The 16,450-nt window shown below is 68.6% G+C and carries 14 protein-coding genes and 1 pseudogene; 11 read left to right on the top strand and 4 right to left on the bottom strand.

The window, feature by feature from the left end; translation table 11 throughout:
- Positions 1-91 precede the first annotated feature (91 nt).
- Both FHS87_RS22180 and FHS87_RS22175 read right to left on the bottom strand, forming a co-directional pair.
- Positions 92-679: an IS5 family transposase gene (locus FHS87_RS22180; protein WP_312862073.1), complete on the bottom strand. Its 588-nt coding sequence runs from the start codon at positions 677-679 to the stop codon at positions 92-94.
- A 293-nt stretch (positions 680-972) separates the two neighbouring features.
- A complete protein-coding gene (locus FHS87_RS22175) occupies positions 973-2,076 on the bottom strand; it encodes an aldo/keto reductase (protein ID WP_184521740.1) in 1,104 nt (367 codons plus the stop codon).
- A 99-nt stretch (positions 2,077-2,175) separates the two neighbouring features.
- Between FHS87_RS22175 and FHS87_RS22170 the strand changes: the two genes are divergently transcribed.
- Complete coding sequence (locus FHS87_RS22170; RefSeq protein WP_184521737.1) at positions 2,176-3,063, top strand: LysR family transcriptional regulator; 888 nt, start codon at positions 2,176-2,178, stop codon at positions 3,061-3,063.
- A gap of 699 nt (positions 3,064-3,762) precedes the next feature.
- Here the strand turns inward: FHS87_RS22170 and FHS87_RS22165 are convergent.
- Positions 3,763-5,127 carry a sensor histidine kinase gene (locus FHS87_RS22165; RefSeq protein WP_184521734.1) on the bottom strand — a complete coding sequence of 455 codons (1,365 nt, stop codon included), beginning with the start codon at positions 5,125-5,127 and terminating at the stop codon, positions 3,763-3,765.
- Complete coding sequence (locus FHS87_RS22160; RefSeq protein WP_221300288.1) at positions 5,124-5,843, bottom strand: response regulator; 720 nt, start codon at positions 5,841-5,843, stop codon at positions 5,124-5,126. The genes FHS87_RS22165 and FHS87_RS22160 overlap by 4 nt, the downstream gene beginning before the upstream one ends.
- Before the next feature lie 363 nt (positions 5,844-6,206).
- On the opposite strand from FHS87_RS22160, the gene FHS87_RS22155 reads away from it, so the two are divergent.
- The 10 genes and pseudogenes from FHS87_RS22155 to FHS87_RS22110 all read left to right on the top strand — a co-directional run.
- Positions 6,207-6,857 (top strand): DedA family protein, encoded by a 651-nt coding sequence (locus tag FHS87_RS22155; RefSeq protein ID WP_184521731.1) that lies wholly within the window; start codon positions 6,207-6,209, stop codon positions 6,855-6,857.
- A complete protein-coding gene (locus FHS87_RS22150) occupies positions 6,854-7,516 on the top strand; it encodes a class I SAM-dependent methyltransferase (RefSeq protein WP_184521728.1) in 663 nt (220 codons plus the stop codon). The genes FHS87_RS22155 and FHS87_RS22150 overlap by 4 nt, the downstream gene beginning before the upstream one ends.
- A 50-nt stretch (positions 7,517-7,566) precedes the next feature.
- Positions 7,567-8,925 carry an NTP/NDP exchange transporter gene (locus FHS87_RS22145; protein WP_184521724.1) on the top strand — a complete coding sequence of 453 codons (1,359 nt, stop codon included), beginning with the start codon at positions 7,567-7,569 and terminating at the stop codon, positions 8,923-8,925.
- A 120-nt stretch (positions 8,926-9,045) separates the two neighbouring features.
- A complete protein-coding gene (locus FHS87_RS22140) occupies positions 9,046-10,104 on the top strand; it encodes an SDR family oxidoreductase (protein ID WP_184521721.1) in 1,059 nt (352 codons plus the stop codon).
- 99 nt (positions 10,105-10,203) lie between these two features.
- Positions 10,204-11,118, top strand: coding sequence for an AraC family transcriptional regulator (locus tag FHS87_RS22135; protein ID WP_184521718.1), 915 nt, complete (start codon positions 10,204-10,206; stop codon positions 11,116-11,118).
- A 174-nt stretch (positions 11,119-11,292) separates the two neighbouring features.
- Positions 11,293-11,850, top strand: coding sequence for a (2Fe-2S)-binding protein (locus FHS87_RS22130; RefSeq protein ID WP_221300291.1), 558 nt, complete (start codon positions 11,293-11,295; stop codon positions 11,848-11,850).
- Between the two features lie 4 nt (positions 11,851-11,854).
- On the top strand, positions 11,855-12,850 hold the full coding sequence (locus FHS87_RS22125; RefSeq protein ID WP_184521712.1) for an FAD binding domain-containing protein: 996 nt from the start codon (positions 11,855-11,857) through the stop codon (positions 12,848-12,850).
- 4 nt (positions 12,851-12,854) lie between these two features.
- Positions 12,855-15,044 (top strand): xanthine dehydrogenase family protein molybdopterin-binding subunit, encoded by a 2,190-nt coding sequence (locus tag FHS87_RS22120; RefSeq protein WP_184521709.1) that lies wholly within the window; start codon positions 12,855-12,857, stop codon positions 15,042-15,044.
- A 368-nt stretch (positions 15,045-15,412) separates the two neighbouring features.
- A complete protein-coding gene (locus FHS87_RS22115) occupies positions 15,413-15,898 on the top strand; it encodes an ester cyclase (RefSeq protein WP_184521706.1) in 486 nt (161 codons plus the stop codon).
- A 329-nt stretch (positions 15,899-16,227) separates the two neighbouring features.
- Positions 16,228-16,450: pseudogene (locus FHS87_RS22110) on the top strand (transposase); the annotation flags it as partial.

The following is a 16,450-nucleotide window of genomic DNA, read 5'->3' as shown; positions in this document are numbered from 1 at the left end:
CGTAAGGGCGACAACCAACACCGCGCCGCCCAGGAGACGCGCAGATCAGCCGATCAGGCCAGCGCCCTACAAGGCAGCTGCGGGATGACGCTTACCTCGAGCGGGGTGGCACAAGCACAGCAGCAGCGGGGTGCCGTACGGCGACCTTACGGTAGCTGCCGTCCTGGCCGTAGGCGCCATCGGCGGTGAACGAGGCGATCGGGGCCGCGACCTGGTCGAGCAAGGGACCGACCTGCGAGGCGTTATCGACGTCGTGCGCTGTCAACTCGGCCGCGACGATCCGCCCGGTGCCGGCATCCACACCGATGTGCAGCTTGCGCCACGACCGGCGTGTCCTGGTCCCGTGCTTCTCAGCCAGCCACTCGCCCGGGCCACATTCACGCAGCCCCGTGCTGTCCACCAGCAGGTGTACGGGGCGAGCTCCGGGCCGGGGCGCAAGCCGCGCCACCTCCAACGTCTCGGCCCGGCGGCTTAGGGTGGTATGGTCCGGCACGGGCAGGTCGAGATCAAGCAGGGCAACAATGGAGCCGATCAAGCCTTCAGTCTGCCGCAAGGCCAAGCGGAACACGGTCCGAAGCGTCAGGGCCGTGGAGATGGCCAGAGCCGAATATCGCGGCTGTTTGCCCCACGTAGTCCGGGGCTCGGCCTTCCAGGCGCAACCGCTGCATCCGTGAACCACATTGTCAGACTGCCACGTCCGCGTCGGGCGGCATCGTACGTCGCCCAGTTCGTCGCCCGAAACCGATGCTTCGGAATGTGCTGGCGGCGCTCGGCGTTGGCGCTGAACGGCAAGCTGCACTCCCGTTAAGGATGACAGGCCGTCGACCCCTTAGGATCCTAATCTACCCAGACGGCCAAGCCGACCCGTGCACCACAGTGGTGCGAAGCCACTAGGATTGGATCCGCCGGGAATGGTCCGCCGTTTCGTGAACCAAAAGCGACTAACGAACTCCGTCCGCGGCGTTGCGCTTCTCACCCACGCACGTCAGCGCCACCGAACACGACTTGGTTGCGAACGCCTAGTTGGAGGAGACCGTAGAAAAACTTCTGGTCGCTCCCGCTCGCCGCGTCGAGTGCTTCCGCCTGCTCAGGCGTCAGGTCGAGGCTGAGCGCAGCCACGTTGTCGGCCACCTGTTCGGCTCGGCTCACGCCCATCAGCGTGGAAGCGACGCCCGGCCGTCCCACCACCCAGGCCAACGCGACGCGGGCAGGACTTTCGCCCATCTCGGCCGCAACGCGTTTGAGAGCCTCTACGATGACCCAGTTACGATCAGTGAACAGAGTGTCACCGAAGGGATTATCGCCATCCAGTCGCTTGTCGCCTTCCGGGCGGGGTCCGTCATCCACTTTTGCCTGGTTCGGCACGCCGCCTTGCCGGGGCGCGGCGGCCTCGACGGCGGCACGGTCGTACTTGCCGGTCAGAAGGCCATAGGCGAGCGGGCTCCACGGCACCAAACCCATGCCGAACGCCTGGCCTAGAGGGACGTGCTCGCTCTCCACGCCTCGCTCGATAAGTGAGTAGAAGTACTGCAGCCCGATGGGCGACGGCAGGCCACGCACCTGCGCCAGCGTGGCGAGCTGTGCGGCATACCAGGCGGGCGTGTTCGAGATACCCCAGTAGCGGATCTTCCCCGCCTGGATCAGTGCTGCCATGGTCTGGAGCAGTTCCTCCGCCGGGGTGATGCCGTCCCAGATGTGGATCCAGTAGAGGTCAATGAAGTCGGTGCGCAGCCGCTGCAACGAGCGCTCGACCGCCGCGTGGACATGCCGCGCGCCGTTGCCGCCCTGGTGGAATCCCTGGCCCGTGGCGAAGCCCGACTTGGTGGCGATCACCATACGGTCGCGCAGGCCACGTTCGGCGACGAACGTGCCGACCATCTCCTCCGAGCGGCCGCCGGAATACACGTCGGCGGTGTCGATGAAGTTGCCGCCCAGGTCGACGTAGCACTCGAAGATCGTCCGGCTGCCAGCCTCGTCGGCGCCCCACCGCGCGGTGCCGAAGGTCATCGTGCCCAGGGCGAGCGGGCTGACCAGCAGGCCCGAACGGCCGAGCGGGCGGTAGGTCTCGAGGTTCATCGGGCGCTCCTTTCTCCGTGCACCCTGCCGATGATGGACTGCAGCCCAGGGACCGATTAGTGCCTCAATGGCGCATGGGTTGCTGAAGGATTTTCAGGAATGGACCGCGAGGTCTGGTCGGGCTTGGCAGTGTTCGCCGAGATCGTGGAGGCGGGCAGCTTCGCCAAGGCGGCGGCCCGACTTGGCCTGTCCGCGTCCGCGCTGAGCCATGCCATGCGGACCCTGGAGGGCAGGCTCGGCATCCGCCTGCTGGATCGCACCACCCGCTCCCTCTCGCCTACGGGCGCGGGCGAGCAGCTCCTGTTGCGGCTACGTCCCGCGATGTCCTCTATGCAGGACATGCTGGCCGAGCTCGATCAGGCGCGCGATCGCCCGGTGGGTCGGGTCCGCGTCAACGCGCATCGGCCAGCGGCCATCCACGTCGTTCTGCCCCGCCTCGCGACGCTGTCGCAGCGCTACCCGGACGTTGCCGTGGAGCTGGCCGTCAACGACGGGCTGGTCGATATCGTGGCCGAGCGGTTCGACTGCGGCGTGCGGCACGCGGGCGGTTTGCAGGGGGACATGATCTCGGTGCGGATCAGCGAGCCGATGGAGCTCGTCTTCGCGGCGGCACCCTCCTATCTCGGTGAGCATGGTACGCCAGCGACGCCCGACGACCTCGGCGCGCATCGGTGCATCAGCTACCGCCATACCTCGTCAGGCGCGCTCCACCGCTGGGAGTTCGTGCGCGATGGCGAGATGTTCGGACGTGCGGTCCCCGAGACCTTCATCACCAACGACGCCGACCTGATGCGCGACGCGGCGCTGGCCGGGCTCGGCGTCGTGTGCCTGTTGCGCCTCCAGGCTGCTCCGTATCTGGACGACGGATCGCTGGCCGAGGTGCTGCCGGGATGGGCGCCGGTGCTGGCCGCCAACCACCTGTACTATCCGAGCCGGCGCCAGCCGAGCGCGGCATTCCGTGCCTTCCTGGAGGTGATGCGGGTTTGAGGGTCCAGGGCTTGGAAGGCAGGCTTCTGGCGACAGCCGCCTTCTCGCTTCGTCAGAACCGAGCACGTCGGGTCCGCTCACAGGAAGAGCGGCGCATGTAGCTGGCGATCGAGACGGGCGCTGAGCGGAAGCGACAATGCCCTGGCAGCGATTCCTTCATGAGGAACTTTGCGACTTGTTCGACGAAGGGAGCAGATTGGGTCGGTTGACGGAGCCACGCCTCGGACAGCCCCTCAGTGGAAGGAAACTTCGCCGCCTTGCAGGCGCGAATGGCAAGCCGCCTTCTCAGGGGCTTACAGTTCCTGAAGGCTTGCGCCCAGCGTTGACCTGCTCCGCGCACGCCCGCTTCCATTGCATCATTTCTGAACCAGATCAACGCTCTTGGATGGTACTGCTCTGTCACGCTTCAACGGTTGGGCCATTGACTCTCCCGGGCGGCAGAGCGCCCAAAGATGATCGACGTATTTCCCAATAACGCTTGTGTCCGCAAACGGCGGAAGGACAAGGCTGGAAAGATCCAATAGAACTTGCCCTCCCTCATCACGCACTTTGAAGCGAAGCCGTCGGCCTCCTTCCCAAACCTGAACTTCACAGGTCAGAGGCGAGAACGATTGTACCAAAAAGCTTCGGAGATCCTCCGCACTCATCATCACTCACCTCTGGAATCGGTTCTGTGGCTCGTTGCGATCGCGCCTTGCTTCATGCTGCTGACGGGGGAAGCACAATCACGGCCTGCAGCCCGCCGCTGGCGTGGTTCTGCAACGTGATGTCGCCGCCATGGGCGCGCACGATGCTGCGTGCCGAGGTGAGACCTAGTCCCATCCCGCCAGTGCTCGGCTGGCGTGCCTTGCTGAGGCGCCGAAAGGGCAGGAAAACCTGATCCAGCTTATCGTCGTCGATCCCGGGCCCGCGGTCACGAACCGTCACTTCAGCACCCCGTTGCGTCACTCGGAGAGTAATGCTCGGTAATGCCGCATGCTTTATGGCGTTCTCGAGCAGGTTCACGAAGACCCGGCGCAGCGCTTGAGGCCGCCCGCTCCATCTCGCGTGGTCCGGTCCGGAATATGCGATCTCGATCCCTTGGTCGCCGTAGTTGTCGATAATCGTCTTCAGCAGTTCTGCAAGATCGAAACTCGTTGCCTGCTCATGCCCTGCGTCGTCACGGAAGAAGGCAAGTGCAGAATCCACCATACTCTGCATCTCCTCGACGTCCTGGAAGAGCTTTCTCTGCTGCACCGGGTCGTCAATAAACTCGCCGCGCAACCGCATGCGCGTGAGCGGCGTGCGCAGATCGTGCGAGATCGCCGCGAGCATCATGGTGCGGTCCTCGACGAAACGTCGGATCTGCGCCTGCATGTTGTTGAAAGCACTGATCGTTTCGCGCAGCTCGGCCGGCCCCTGGAGAGGGAGCGCTGGCGCCCGTGGATTCGCACCGAACCGCCGTACGCCGGCCGCGAGCCGTTCCACAGGTGCTGCCGTGGCACAGGCCGCGGCGGTCGCGAAGATGATGGTGGAGAGCCCGGCGAAGAGCCCGATCAGGATGTAGCGGAGGGGCATGGAGATGCCCCAGCTGCGCTGTGACGCCGTGAACGTCAGCCAGGTGCCGTCCGTGAGCCGGACGCTTGTGAAGAACCGCAGCCCGTTGCGCAGCAGATCCTGCATGCGCTCCGATGACCTCACCTCTGGCATGTCGCTGTTGAAGAAGATGATGGTCCTGCTGGGGTCATCTAGCACCCTGCGGAACGCTGTTACGCCGCGCATGTACACGGTCTGCAGGTGCTCACTTGGATCGACCGGCGGCTCCACGCTCCAAATCACGCTGTAGGCCCCCGTACCTGCGGAGGAAGCGAGCGCCGCCCGGATACCCGGGGGTTGGGCCTCGGTGATGCGCACCGTGGCCGCGGCCGCGTCCAGCAAGCCGCTCTTCTCGAAGGATGGGCGCCCCCATACACCCGCCAAGGCCACGAAAAGCCCGTTCATCAAAAGGGTGGCAGCAATGGCGAGGAGGATAGTCAGGCCAAAGCGACGCGCCATCGTGTCGCCCAGCCAGCGCCGCACCTTCATGACCGCGACACCGGCGCCATGAGGATGTAGCCACCGTTCCGGACCGTGCGGATCAGCTCAGGGCTTTTCGATGAGTCCTCGAGCTTCCTGCGAAGGCGGCTGACCTGGACATCGATGCTTCGATCGAAGGCGGCGTGGCTCTCACCTCGGGCGAGGTCCATCAATACATCGCGCGTCAGCACTCGCTGAGGGTGCTCGGCAAAGGCAAGGAGCAGGTCGAACTCGCCGGCGGACAATGAGACAAGCATGTTGTCATCGGATCGCAGTTCTCGCCGAGTGACATCGAGTCGCCACCGGCCGAAGCACAGCATTGGCCGAGTGTCCCTGGGCTGGGGCGCATGGTTTGCCTCGCTTCGGCGGAGCACCGCCTTGATCCGCGCCAGCAGTTCGCGGGGATTGAACGGCTTGGTGAGGTAGTCATCCGCCCCGATCTCAAGCCCGACCACCCGGTCCGTGTGGTCGCTCACCGCCGTGAGCATGATAACCGGGACTGAGGAGCCGGTGCGGAGGCGGCGGCAGAGATCGAATCCGCTCTCGTCCGGCAGCATCACGTCCAGGACGATCACGTCCGCCCGCTTTGCCTCCAGCACGGCAAACATCTCAGCCCCGTCCCGCGCGACGGAGACGCGGCAAGCGTGATTCTGAAGAAAGTGGGTGAGTAGGGTGAGGATGTCCTCGTCATCATCCACGAGCAGGATATGCGGCATCGGGGTCATGGTCCTCCCTACCATCTCGGGCTGCCGCCGTTATGACAGGTTTTAGCGCTTATTTGTTTCTACCCGGACACACGGTGTCGGCCTGGTAATGGACCGCTCATCATCGGGACGTGCAGCCCCGGTAGCGTCGCTTCGACCACATCGGAGCCTTGTCGTGGCCCTCTTCTCCCCAGATCATCACTACTGCCAGGCGACCCCGCTGCCCCCGTCTGCCTTCTGGCGGGAATGGTGCGCTGCCCGCCTCAGTCGCCTCTCCCCGGACGAAGGGCGAGCCGCCAGGGGGAACCGGACCATCCCAGCCGAGGAGAGGACCTTGAATCGGACCGCTTGGTCCGCAGCAGCAGTCTCGGGCGTGAGCTGAGCATGGACCCGCTCGGTGATCTGATGGCGTGGGCGGCGCCTCTCGGGCTGGCGGGCCTCCTGGCCATCGGCGCGGTCGAACGGATTATTCCGATCCTGCCATCTTACGGGCTCCTCGTCGCGATCGGGATCGGCGCCGCTGATGGGCTCTGGCCGGCGCCGCTCGCCATCCTTGCCGTTACGCTAGGCGGCACGGCCGCCTGCCTGGCCTGCTACAGCATCGTGATGTCGATGGGCGAGGCCATGGCCCGTCGCGTCCTCCAATGGAGTGCGCGCATCCTTGGCCTCTCGCCAGGGCGGGTCGCTCAATGGGTGGAGGCCTGCCAGGACCGGCAGGTGCTGATCGCCTTCGGCGCGCAGCTCGTGCCGACCATCCGCTTGGTGACGCCCGCGATGGCCGGCATTCTGCGGGCAGAACCGAGGGCCTTCCTCCTGGCCACGGCCGCAGGGATCGCGGCCTGGAACGGGCTGTTCATCGGGGTCGGCTTCGTCGCGGCGCAGGTCTCCTCCGACATCAACGTCTCCTCCCTCGCCCTCAAGCTCCTCGTGGGCCTGATCGTCACTGAGGCCACCGTGGTCCTCCTGTGGCGACGCCACCGGCGCGCAGCCGCCGGCCCCGCTCCCCTCCACCCCCTACAGGACCATGCGCCATGAGCATCGCCACCCTCAGCGAGACCTACGGTTTCTTCAGAGCCTGGCTTTCCAATCCTCTGCGCGTCGCGGCGATCGTTCCCTCAGGACAGGCACTGGCAGAGGCCATCACGGCGGAGATCTCGGCCGCGACCGGTCCTGTCATCGAACTCGGCCCGGGAACGGGCTCCTTCACCCGGGCCCTGCTGCGCCGCGGAGTGCGAGAGGATGACGTTGCGCTGATCGAGTACGGCTCGGAGTTCGCGGCGACGCTGAAGCTGCGCTTCCCGCGCGCGCAGACACTCTGGATGGATGCGGCCCGCCTTCATCAAGTACGGCTGTTCGGAGGCCGGCTGGCCGGCGCGGTCGTGAGCGGCCTTCCCGTTCTCTCGATGAGGCCACGCAAGGTCGTTGGCATCCTGGAAGGCTCCTTTGGGAAGATGCAGCCGGGTGGAGCATTCTACCAGTTCACCTACGGGCCAACCTGCCCGATACCGCGCACCCTGTTGGATCGTCTCGGCCTGAAGGCGACGCGCATCGGCGGCACTCTGGCCAACGTGCCGCCGGCCTCGGTTTACCGTATCCGCCAGCGCCAGCCCCGGACCAAGAGCGATCGAACCTTCCTGCACTTGGTTCAGCAGGATGACGGGGGGCACCCGCAGGCCAGCAACGACCACCGCTGATCGGTGAACGAAGCACCCCTGTCGAGCCACCCTACCTGGACCCCCATGCCATGAACCCATCCACATCACGCCGTCATAGAAATCTTCTGCCGATCCTGGCCAATCTCCGGCAGGAAGAGATCAGGCCGGTTCTCATCGCTGCCCTGTTCTTCTTCTGCGTGCTCACTGCGCTGATGCTGCTCCGGCCCGCCAGGGACGCCCTGGGTATGCAGCGCGGCATCGAGGGCATCCGCTGGTTGTTCATCGGCACCGCCCTGGCCACGCTTGCTGTGAACCCGATCTTCGGTTGGCTGGTCAGCCGCTTGCGGAGACTGGAGTTCATCGGTGCAACCTACGGCTTCTTCGTGCTGAGCTTGGTGGGCTTCTGGGCACTTCTGACGATAGCCCCCGATGCGGTGGGCCAGGGCAGCGGCCAGGTGTTTTACGTCTGGTCCAGCGTCTTCAACCTGTTCGTGACCATGGTCTTCTGGGCGCTAATGGCCGATCGCTTCAGCAGCGATCAGGGAGAACGCCTCTTCGCGCTAATCTCTGTGGGAGGAACGCTCGGCGCCATCTTCGGCCCCTGGCTCACGGCGCGGCTGGCAGAGCCACTGGGCACGCCGAGCCTTCTCTTGATCTCTGGCGGATTCCTGCTGTTGGCGATAGCCACGGCATGGCTGCTCGTGCGCTCGGCGCCCGACCGCCACGGCGAGGCTTCCGCTCCCGCCTTCCCGGCCGAGGAGGAGCGGGTCGGCGGCAGCGCCTGGGAGGGCTTGCGCGCCGTATTCCGGTCCGGCTACCTGACCGCCATCGCCGGTTACATCATGCTGATGACGGTTCTCGCAACCGTCATCTACTTCACTCGCCTTCAGATGGTCGCGGCGGTGGCGGACAGCACGGATGCACGGGCCGCAATCCTGGGCAGCATTGACATGTGGACCCAGGTCGCGGTGCTGGTCCTGCAGCTCACCCTCACCGGGAAGATCATTAAGCGGTTCGGGCTCGGCGTGGCCCTCGCGATCCTACCCGCAGTCACTATCCTGGGGTTCATCGGGCTGGCGATCTACGGATCCTTCCTCGTACTGATCCTCCTGGAGGCCACCAGCCGCGCCGTGCAGCGCGGCATCACCCGGCCGGCGCGCGAAGCGCTGTTCACCGTGGTCGACCGCGAGGAAAAGTTCAAGGCAAAGGCCTTCACCGACACCTTCATCTACCGAGCCGGCGACGTGCTGGGCGCGCAGACCGAGGGCGTGCTCGGGCGGCTCGGTCTCACCCTCGGTGGGCTGATTAGCTTGGTCGTACCCTTGGCGCTGGCCTGGGCCGCACTGGGTCTCTGGCTCGGGCGCGCTCAGATGCGGCGCGCCGAGCGGCCAACGTCGGAGCCCCTCGTTCGTCACACCGCACCTGCCGGCGCCGCGGCGCCTCTATGACGCTGCCGGGCAACGGCGCAGACCCGTGACATCCCGGGATCAGGCTGAGGGCGGACTGGTAACGGATACGGCCTCTAGGATCCCCGGCTGCACACACCCTGACAACAAGGAGTCAGAGCAATGAACAATGCGACACGCATGAATTACGAGCATCCCGTTCGCCTGGGGCGGCGGTCGACTCTCCTGGCCATGGGTACGCTCTGGAGCGCCGGCCTCGTCACGGGCGATGCGGTTGCTCAGGACCACCCCAAACCCGACTGGAGCCTGGCCGACATGCCGTCCCAGACCGGGCGCATCTTCCTTGTCACGGGTGGGACCAGCGGCATGGGACATGAGAACGCTAAGGCCCTGACCGCCGCCGGCGCTACGGTCGTCATCGCTGCGCGCAATCCCCAGCGTGGAGAGGAGGCGATCGCCCGGATCAGGCAGGAGATCCCCAACGCACAGCTGCAGTTCGAGGCGATCGACCTCGCGGATCTAGCTTCGGTTCGCGCGTTGACCGACCGTCTCCGCGCGGCCCTGCCGCGGCTCGATGGGCTGGTGAACAACGCCGCGATCATGGCGCCTCCGGAGCGCAGCACCTCCGTGAACGGCCTCGAAATGCAGTTCGCCACCAACTACGCTGGGCACTTTGTCCTGACCGCCGGACTGCTGCCTATCCTTCGGAGGAGCGCCGCCCCCCGCGTCGTCACCCTGTCCAGCATCGCCGTGCACCGAGGACGCATCAACTTCGACGACCTCCAGTCCACCAGCGCCTATGATCCATACGCTGCCTACGCTCAGTCGAAGCTGGCCTGCCTCATCTTCGCGCTCGAACTCCAGCGACGCAGCGAAGCCGCCGGCTGGAGCATCCAGAGCATGGCGGCACATCCCGGGGTCGCCGTGACCGAACTGGTCGCGCGCGGACCGGGCCTCGACAGCGAGTCAGGACGTCTCTGGGCCAGCAGGCGAGAGCACTTCCAGACCGCTGCGCAAGGTGCGCTGCCCACCCTCTACGCCGCGACCGCTCCTCAGGCGCGCGGGGGCGCGTATTACGGACCGACGGGGCCGCAGGAGGTCAACGGCCCACTCGGCCTGGCCACTATTCCCACTGCGGCCAGCGACACCGGGGCGGCCGCACGCTTGTGGACCGCGACCGAGGAGTTGACCGGCACTCGGTTCCTGTCTCGCACGGGCTGAGGCCTCCGTACCGAGGCAACTTGAATCTCTGCCTGGGCGTGTCCCGCCCAGGCAGCAACACGGCACGTGCTCCAACGCGATCCCCTGAAAGGCGAAACCATGGCTCCCTGGACGGTGGCCGATATCCTGATGCCGGACGGCTACCATAAGGCCAGCCTCGCTGCCCATGCGAGGGCAGGGATCACCCTCTCGGCCAGCAGCGGGCCCGAGTGGCGATCCATCCTGCTGCGGCGCTACACGGCGCCGGCCGTGGTCGAGAGGGTCGCCTTGCCAGCTTCCGCCGACCAACTGCTCGTCCTGGTGACAGAGGGAAGCTTCGACATCGAGTCCTGGAACGGCCGCCGCTGGCAGGGAGCCCGCTACCGCGCGGGCAGCCTGGGCATGACGGCACCGGGGCACGAGACCGTCCTGCGCTGGCGGGGGGAGGCGCCGCACGAGTCCCTGCACCTGCACCTTCCGGCCACCTCACTCCGCCGCGTGGCCGCGGACCTCTCGGGCATGGATCCGTCACGGCTTCGCTTGCCGAACGAACTGGCCTACCACGACCCCCTCGTCGCGGGGGTGATGCTGGGCCTGTCGGACGCCCTCCGGTCCGGCGCGCCGGACCTCTATGCCGAGGCGTCTCGGGAGCTGCTGGCGGCACATATCCTGCTGCGACACACCGCGCTGCGGCCGAGGGCGCCGGTTCCGGCGCCGGAGGGGCGGCTGCGGCGGCTGGACGACTTCATGCGTGCCCACCTCTCCCGCCCGCTGACGCCGGCCGAGCTCGCCGAGGTGGCGGGGATGAGCGGGTTCCACCTCCTGCGGACCTTCAGGCGGGTGCATGGCGAGACGCCCATCCGCCGGCTGACGCGGCTGCGCATGGAGGCGGCGCGGCGACACCTCGAGGCCGGCCACGAGCCCGTCTCGGCCATCGCCTTCCTGTGCGGCTACGACAATCCCTCTCACTTCGCCACCGCCTTCCGCCGCATCACCGGGGTCTCGCCCACCGCCTATCGCAGGGGGCGCCGGTGACGCGCCCGGGGCGGCAATCCCGCGAGCATCCTCGGCAGGATCGCGAGCGCGGCCCCGCCTGACGGCGGCGTAGCCTGGGACTGGGAAAGCCCCGCGCAGCCGGAGACCGACGTGATGGACAGAACGCCCGACGAGCCGAGCGACACCCCCGGTGCGGTCAGCCGCCGGCCGCTGATGATCGGCGCGGCCCTCGCCGCAGCGCCCCTCGCCCCGCCGGGGATCGCGGCACCAGCAAGGGCGCAGGACGCCGGGGATGGCCGCCTGCGCGTGAACCTGACCGTGAACGGCGAGGCGAGACAGCTCTCGCTCGACCCGCGCGCCTCGCTGCTCGACACGCTGCGGGAGGGCTTGGCGCTCACCGGCGCCAAGAAGGGCTGCGACCACGGGCAGTGCGGCGCGTGCACGGTGCACCTGGATGGGCGCCGCGTCGCCTCCTGCCTGACGCTCGCCGTGCAGGCCGACGGCCGCGCCGTGACGACGATCGAGGGCGTCGCGCGGGAGGATGACGAGCTCCACCCGATGCAGCAGGCCTTCATCGACCACGACGCCCTGCAGTGCGGCTACTGCACGCCCGGGCAGATAATGGCCGCCATCGCCCTCGTCCGGGAAGGCCGCGCGGGCAGCGCGGAGGAGATCCGAGAGTACATGAGCGGCAACCTGTGCCGCTGCGGCGCCTATGCCGGCATCCTCGCCGCGATCCAGGACGCCGCGCCGAAGATGCGGGGGGCCTGAGGCGGTGCAGCCCTTCACCTATGCCCGCGCCGAGAGCGAAGAGGCCGCGATCCGCGCGGTCTCGGCGGGCGGGCGCGGAACCCGCTTCCTGGCGGGCGGCACGACCCTCTACGACCTGATGAAGCTCGGCGCCGAGACGCCGGAGCGGCTGGTGGACATTAGCGCGCTGCCCGGCCTGTCGGGCTTCGAGACCGCCGGCCCGCGCGAGCTGGTCTTCGGCGCGGGCGCGCGGATGAGCGACGTGGCGGCCGACCCCCGGCTCGTGCGGGACTACCCCGTGCTGTCGGAGGCGCTCTGGAAGGCCGCCTCGCAGCAGCTCCGGAACATGGCCAGCCTCGGCGGCAACCTGCTGCAGCGCACGCGCTGCGCCTATTTCCGGAACGGCGAGCCCTTCGCCTGCAACAAGCGCGTCCCGGGTAGCGGCTGCGCGGCGCGGGAGGGAATCGACCGCGGCCACGCGGTGCTCGGCGGCAGCGAGGCCTGCATCGCCACCTATCCCGGCGACTGGGCGGTGGCGCTCCTGGCCCTCGACGCGGCAGTGGACGTGGCCGGCCCGAACGGCGCCCGCACGATTCCGCTGGAGGCGCTGCATCGCGAGCCCGGCGCGACGCCGGAGGTGGAGACGACGCTCGCGCGTGACGAGATGATCCTGCGCGTCCGCGTGCCGGCCACGCCGCTAGGCCGCGCCTCGACCTACCACAAAATCCGGGACCGGGAGTCCTACGCCTTCGCCCTCGCCTCCGCCGCCGTCGCGCTGCGGATGGAAGGCGAGGTGGTGCGGGAGGCGCGGATCGCCCTCGGCGGCTTGGCCACGCGCCCCTGGCGGGCGCGGGAGGCCGAGCGGGAGCTGGCCGGCCGGAGGCTGACGCCCGAGGCGGCGCGCGCCGCCGGCGACGCCGCCCTGCGCGGTGCCCGCCCCGGCCACCACAACGCCTTCCGAATCGAGCTCGGCGCCCGCACCGTGGCCGATGCCCTCCTGATCGCCCGGCAGAGGGCCTGACCCGATGAGCGACACCTCTTTCCCTGATGCCCCGCGCGCCGATGCGCAGGACAAGGTGCGCGGCGCCCTGCGCTACGCCGCCGACGACGCGCGGCCGGGCATGGCGCACGCCGCCCTCGCGGTCGCGGCCGTGGCGCGCGGCACCGTCTGGCGCATCGACGCCGCGGCCGCGCGCGCCGTGCCCGGCGTGCGGCTGGTGCTGACCCACGAGGACCTCGGCGGGGTGAAGCCGCCGGGCTTCATCATGGGCGGCGGCTACGGCTTCCAGAGCATCCAGCCCCTTACCTCCCCGCAGGTGGCCTATCGCGGCCAGCCGATCGCCTTGGTGGTCGCGGACAGCCCGGAGGCCGCGGCCGAGGGAGCAAGGCTGGTCCGCGCCGACCTCGCGGCCGAGCCGCACCAGGTGACGCTGGACACGCCGGAGGCGGACATCGTCGCGCAGGCGGATTCCCCCCTGCCCAAGCCGATGTTCGCGGACGTGACGGTGGGCGACGCGGCCGCCGCCCTCGCCGACGCCGCCATCCGCATCGAGGCCGAGTTCCGCCACCCCGCGCAGCACCAGAGCCCGATCGAGATGCTCTCCACCGTCGCCGAGTGGCGCGACGGTCACCTCACCGTGCAGGAGGGCACGCAGAACGCCGAGGCGATCCGCCACGGGCTGGCGCGGCAGCTGGAGATCGAGCCGGCGCGGATCACCGTTCTCTCCCCCTCGGCCGGCGGCGGGTTCGGGCAGAAGAACTCCCTGCAGGCGCACACCGTGCTGGCGGCGGAGGCCGCGCGGCGCCTTGAGCGGCCGGTGAAGCTCGTCGTCAGCCGGGCGCAGGTCTTCCACGGCGGCAGCTTCCGCCCGGCCAGCCGGCACCGCATCCGGCTCGGCGCCGACGCGGAGGGCCGGATGACGGCGCTGGTCCACGAGACGGACTCGCAGACCTCGCGCCACGACCTCTTCCCCACCCAGTACACGGAACTCTCCTCCCGCCTCTACGGCATCGGCAACTTCCGCGGCCGGGAGCGGCTGGTGCGGAACGACGTGCAGACGCCGGGCTACATGCGCGCGCCCTACGAGCACCCTGCCGCCTTCGCGGTGGAGAGCTGCGTGGACGAGTTGGCCTACCGGCTGGGCCGGGACCCCGTGGCGCTGCGCCTGGCGAACGACGCGGCGGCGGACCCCGTCACCGGCCGCCCCTACTCGTCCCGCCACTTGGCCGAGTGCCTGCGCCGGGGCGCGGCGCGCTTCGGCTGGGAACGGCGCAGCATGGCGCCCGGCTCCATGCGGGCGGCCGACGGAGCCCTGGTCGGCTGGGGGGTCGCCATCGGTGCTTACAAGGCGGCGACGGCCCCGGCGGTCGCGAGGCTCCGCCTCCTGGACGACGGCACCGTCACCCTCGGCGTCGGCGGGCACGAGATGGGCCAGGGCATGCGGACCGCCATCGCCGCCGTCCTCCAGCGGCGGCTCGGGGTCGATCCCGGGCGGATCACGGTCGAGATCGGCAGCACCGGCGCGACTCCGCAGCACCTCACCGCCGGTTCCTGGGGCACGGCCACCGTGGTTCCCGCGACCGACGAGGCCTGCGACGCCCTGCTACGCGCGCTGGACGCGCTGCCGGCCAGCCGGACCCCGGCGGAACGGCTCCGCGCCGCCGGCCGTGCCTTCCTGGAGGTGGAGGTCAGCCGGCGCGCACCGGGGCAGCCGGAGGCGGTGATAGGCCGCCTCGCCACCGGCCTGCCGGCGGCGGCGGGGCCTGCCTACCCGGAATTCGTCAGCTTCAGCCACGTGGCGCATTTCGTGGAGGTGCGGGTGGAGCCGACGACGTGCCGCATCCGCGTGCCCCGCATAGTCAGCGTGGCCGATTGCGGTCGCGTGGTCAGCCCGCGCACGGCCGCCAGCCAGTTGCGCGGCGGTGTGGTCTGGGGCATCGGCGCCGCGCTCCGTGAGGTCAGCGAGGTGGACCCGCGGCACGGCGGTTTCCTCAACGCCGACCTGGCCGAGTACGTCCTGCCCGTGCACGCCGACATCGGCACGATCGAGGTGGAGTTCGTGGACGAGCCCGACCCGCGGCTGAACCGGCCGGGCGTGAAGGGGCTGGGCGAGGTGGCGATGGTGGGCGTGGCGCCGGCCATCGCGAACGCCGTGCACCACGCCACCGGGAAGCGGCTCCGCAGCCTGCCCATACGCGTGGAGGACCTGCTCTGACCACACCCGGCCGCCGCGGGGGCGTCGCAGGGGGCTGCCCCGCTCCCAGGGCACAGGCTGCGGCAAGGGGGGATCGCCCGCCCGGAGGCGTGCCGCGCGGTTGCCCGGCGGCTGCCGGTGACGCCGCAGGGCGCGCCTCGAGGAGAGCATCGATGCAGGAGGGTCCCATGTTCCGTGGTGCCGGCAGGAGCCAGTTGCGCCCGAAGCGCACCCGACCGGGCGTTGAGTGCCGCCAGGAGGTTCACGATCCCGGCCGGCGCGCGCTGTTGGGCGGCGCGGTCGCCTAGGTCGCAGGCCTCGAGCTGCCCCTTCGGGCGGGCGGGGCCGCTACGACCGCTGGCAGAGAGGAGACACGAGGAAGCATGGCCATGCAGGACGAACCGGATCTTCGCGAGGACGATCCCAGCCTCTCGGCGCGCGCACGCGCGCTGATTCGGATCGGCACCAGCGGGATCGCGCGTGAGGATCCAGAGGCCCTGGCGCGGTTCTTCCACCCGGACTTCCGGTTTCACGCCCCGGACGGAAGCACGCTGTCGCGCGAGGAGCTCTGGGCCTATTTCGCGGCCTGCCGTGCGGCGTTCGACGATTTCGCCGTAACCCGGCAGCAGATCTTCTCGGACGGCGGGCCGCATGTCGCGGCGCGAACGACCTTCTCCGCCCTCTTCGTGCGGCCGTTCACGGCCTCTCCGGTCGGGACGGTCATGCCCCATGGCAGACCCGTGTTCTACAAGATCAACAAAGTCTTCCGCTACGTCCCCGACGGCTCCCTGATGGAGGAGTGGGCGCAGTACGACAGTCGCCTGTTCCTCGAGCGCCTCGGCGTGGCGCTGACGCTGACGCTCAACAAGATCTGAGGCAGTTGTGCAGGGCTACCTACAAGGTTTGTGCAACAAGGTCGAACGGCGCCGCTGAGTGTCAGGCCAAGCGGCGTACCCTGCAACAAGGGAGTCGACGGAAATCGGGCCCACCCAGCCTCTCTGACCAGGCCTTTAGGCACGATAATCCCTCGATCTCGCGCCTCGTGGGGCAGGGGAGGCGGCTACAACTGTCGCTGCGTTCGGACTCACCTCAGCTTCTCGCGCTACCGAGCTGAACGGCTAGGTTTGGCCGATGGTTTTGAAAAAGTCGGTTGAGGCAGCCGCCTCAGGCTGATTCAGTTCTCCGAACTGCGGAGAGCATGGCGATGATGGGCGAGCGGCCGATCCGGCAGGAGGCTCTGTTCTACGGCTTCAGCCTGGAGGAGCACGTGCCCGCCGATCACCTGCTGCGCAGCATCGACCGCTTCGTCGAGCTGAGCAGCATCCGCAGCAACTCGAGCCTTTTTACAGCGCCATCGGGCGACCCTCGATCGACCCCGAACTGACGATCCGCATGCTGCTGGTGGGCTACTGCTGCGGCATCCGCTC

Origin of the sequence: Muricoccus pecuniae (assembly GCF_014199205.1) — a bacterium.
Lineage (GTDB): Bacteria > Pseudomonadota > Alphaproteobacteria > Acetobacterales > Acetobacteraceae > Roseomonas > Roseomonas pecuniae.
The sequence above is the reverse complement of the archived record's forward strand: the minus strand, read 5'-3'. Positions and strand labels throughout refer to the sequence as shown.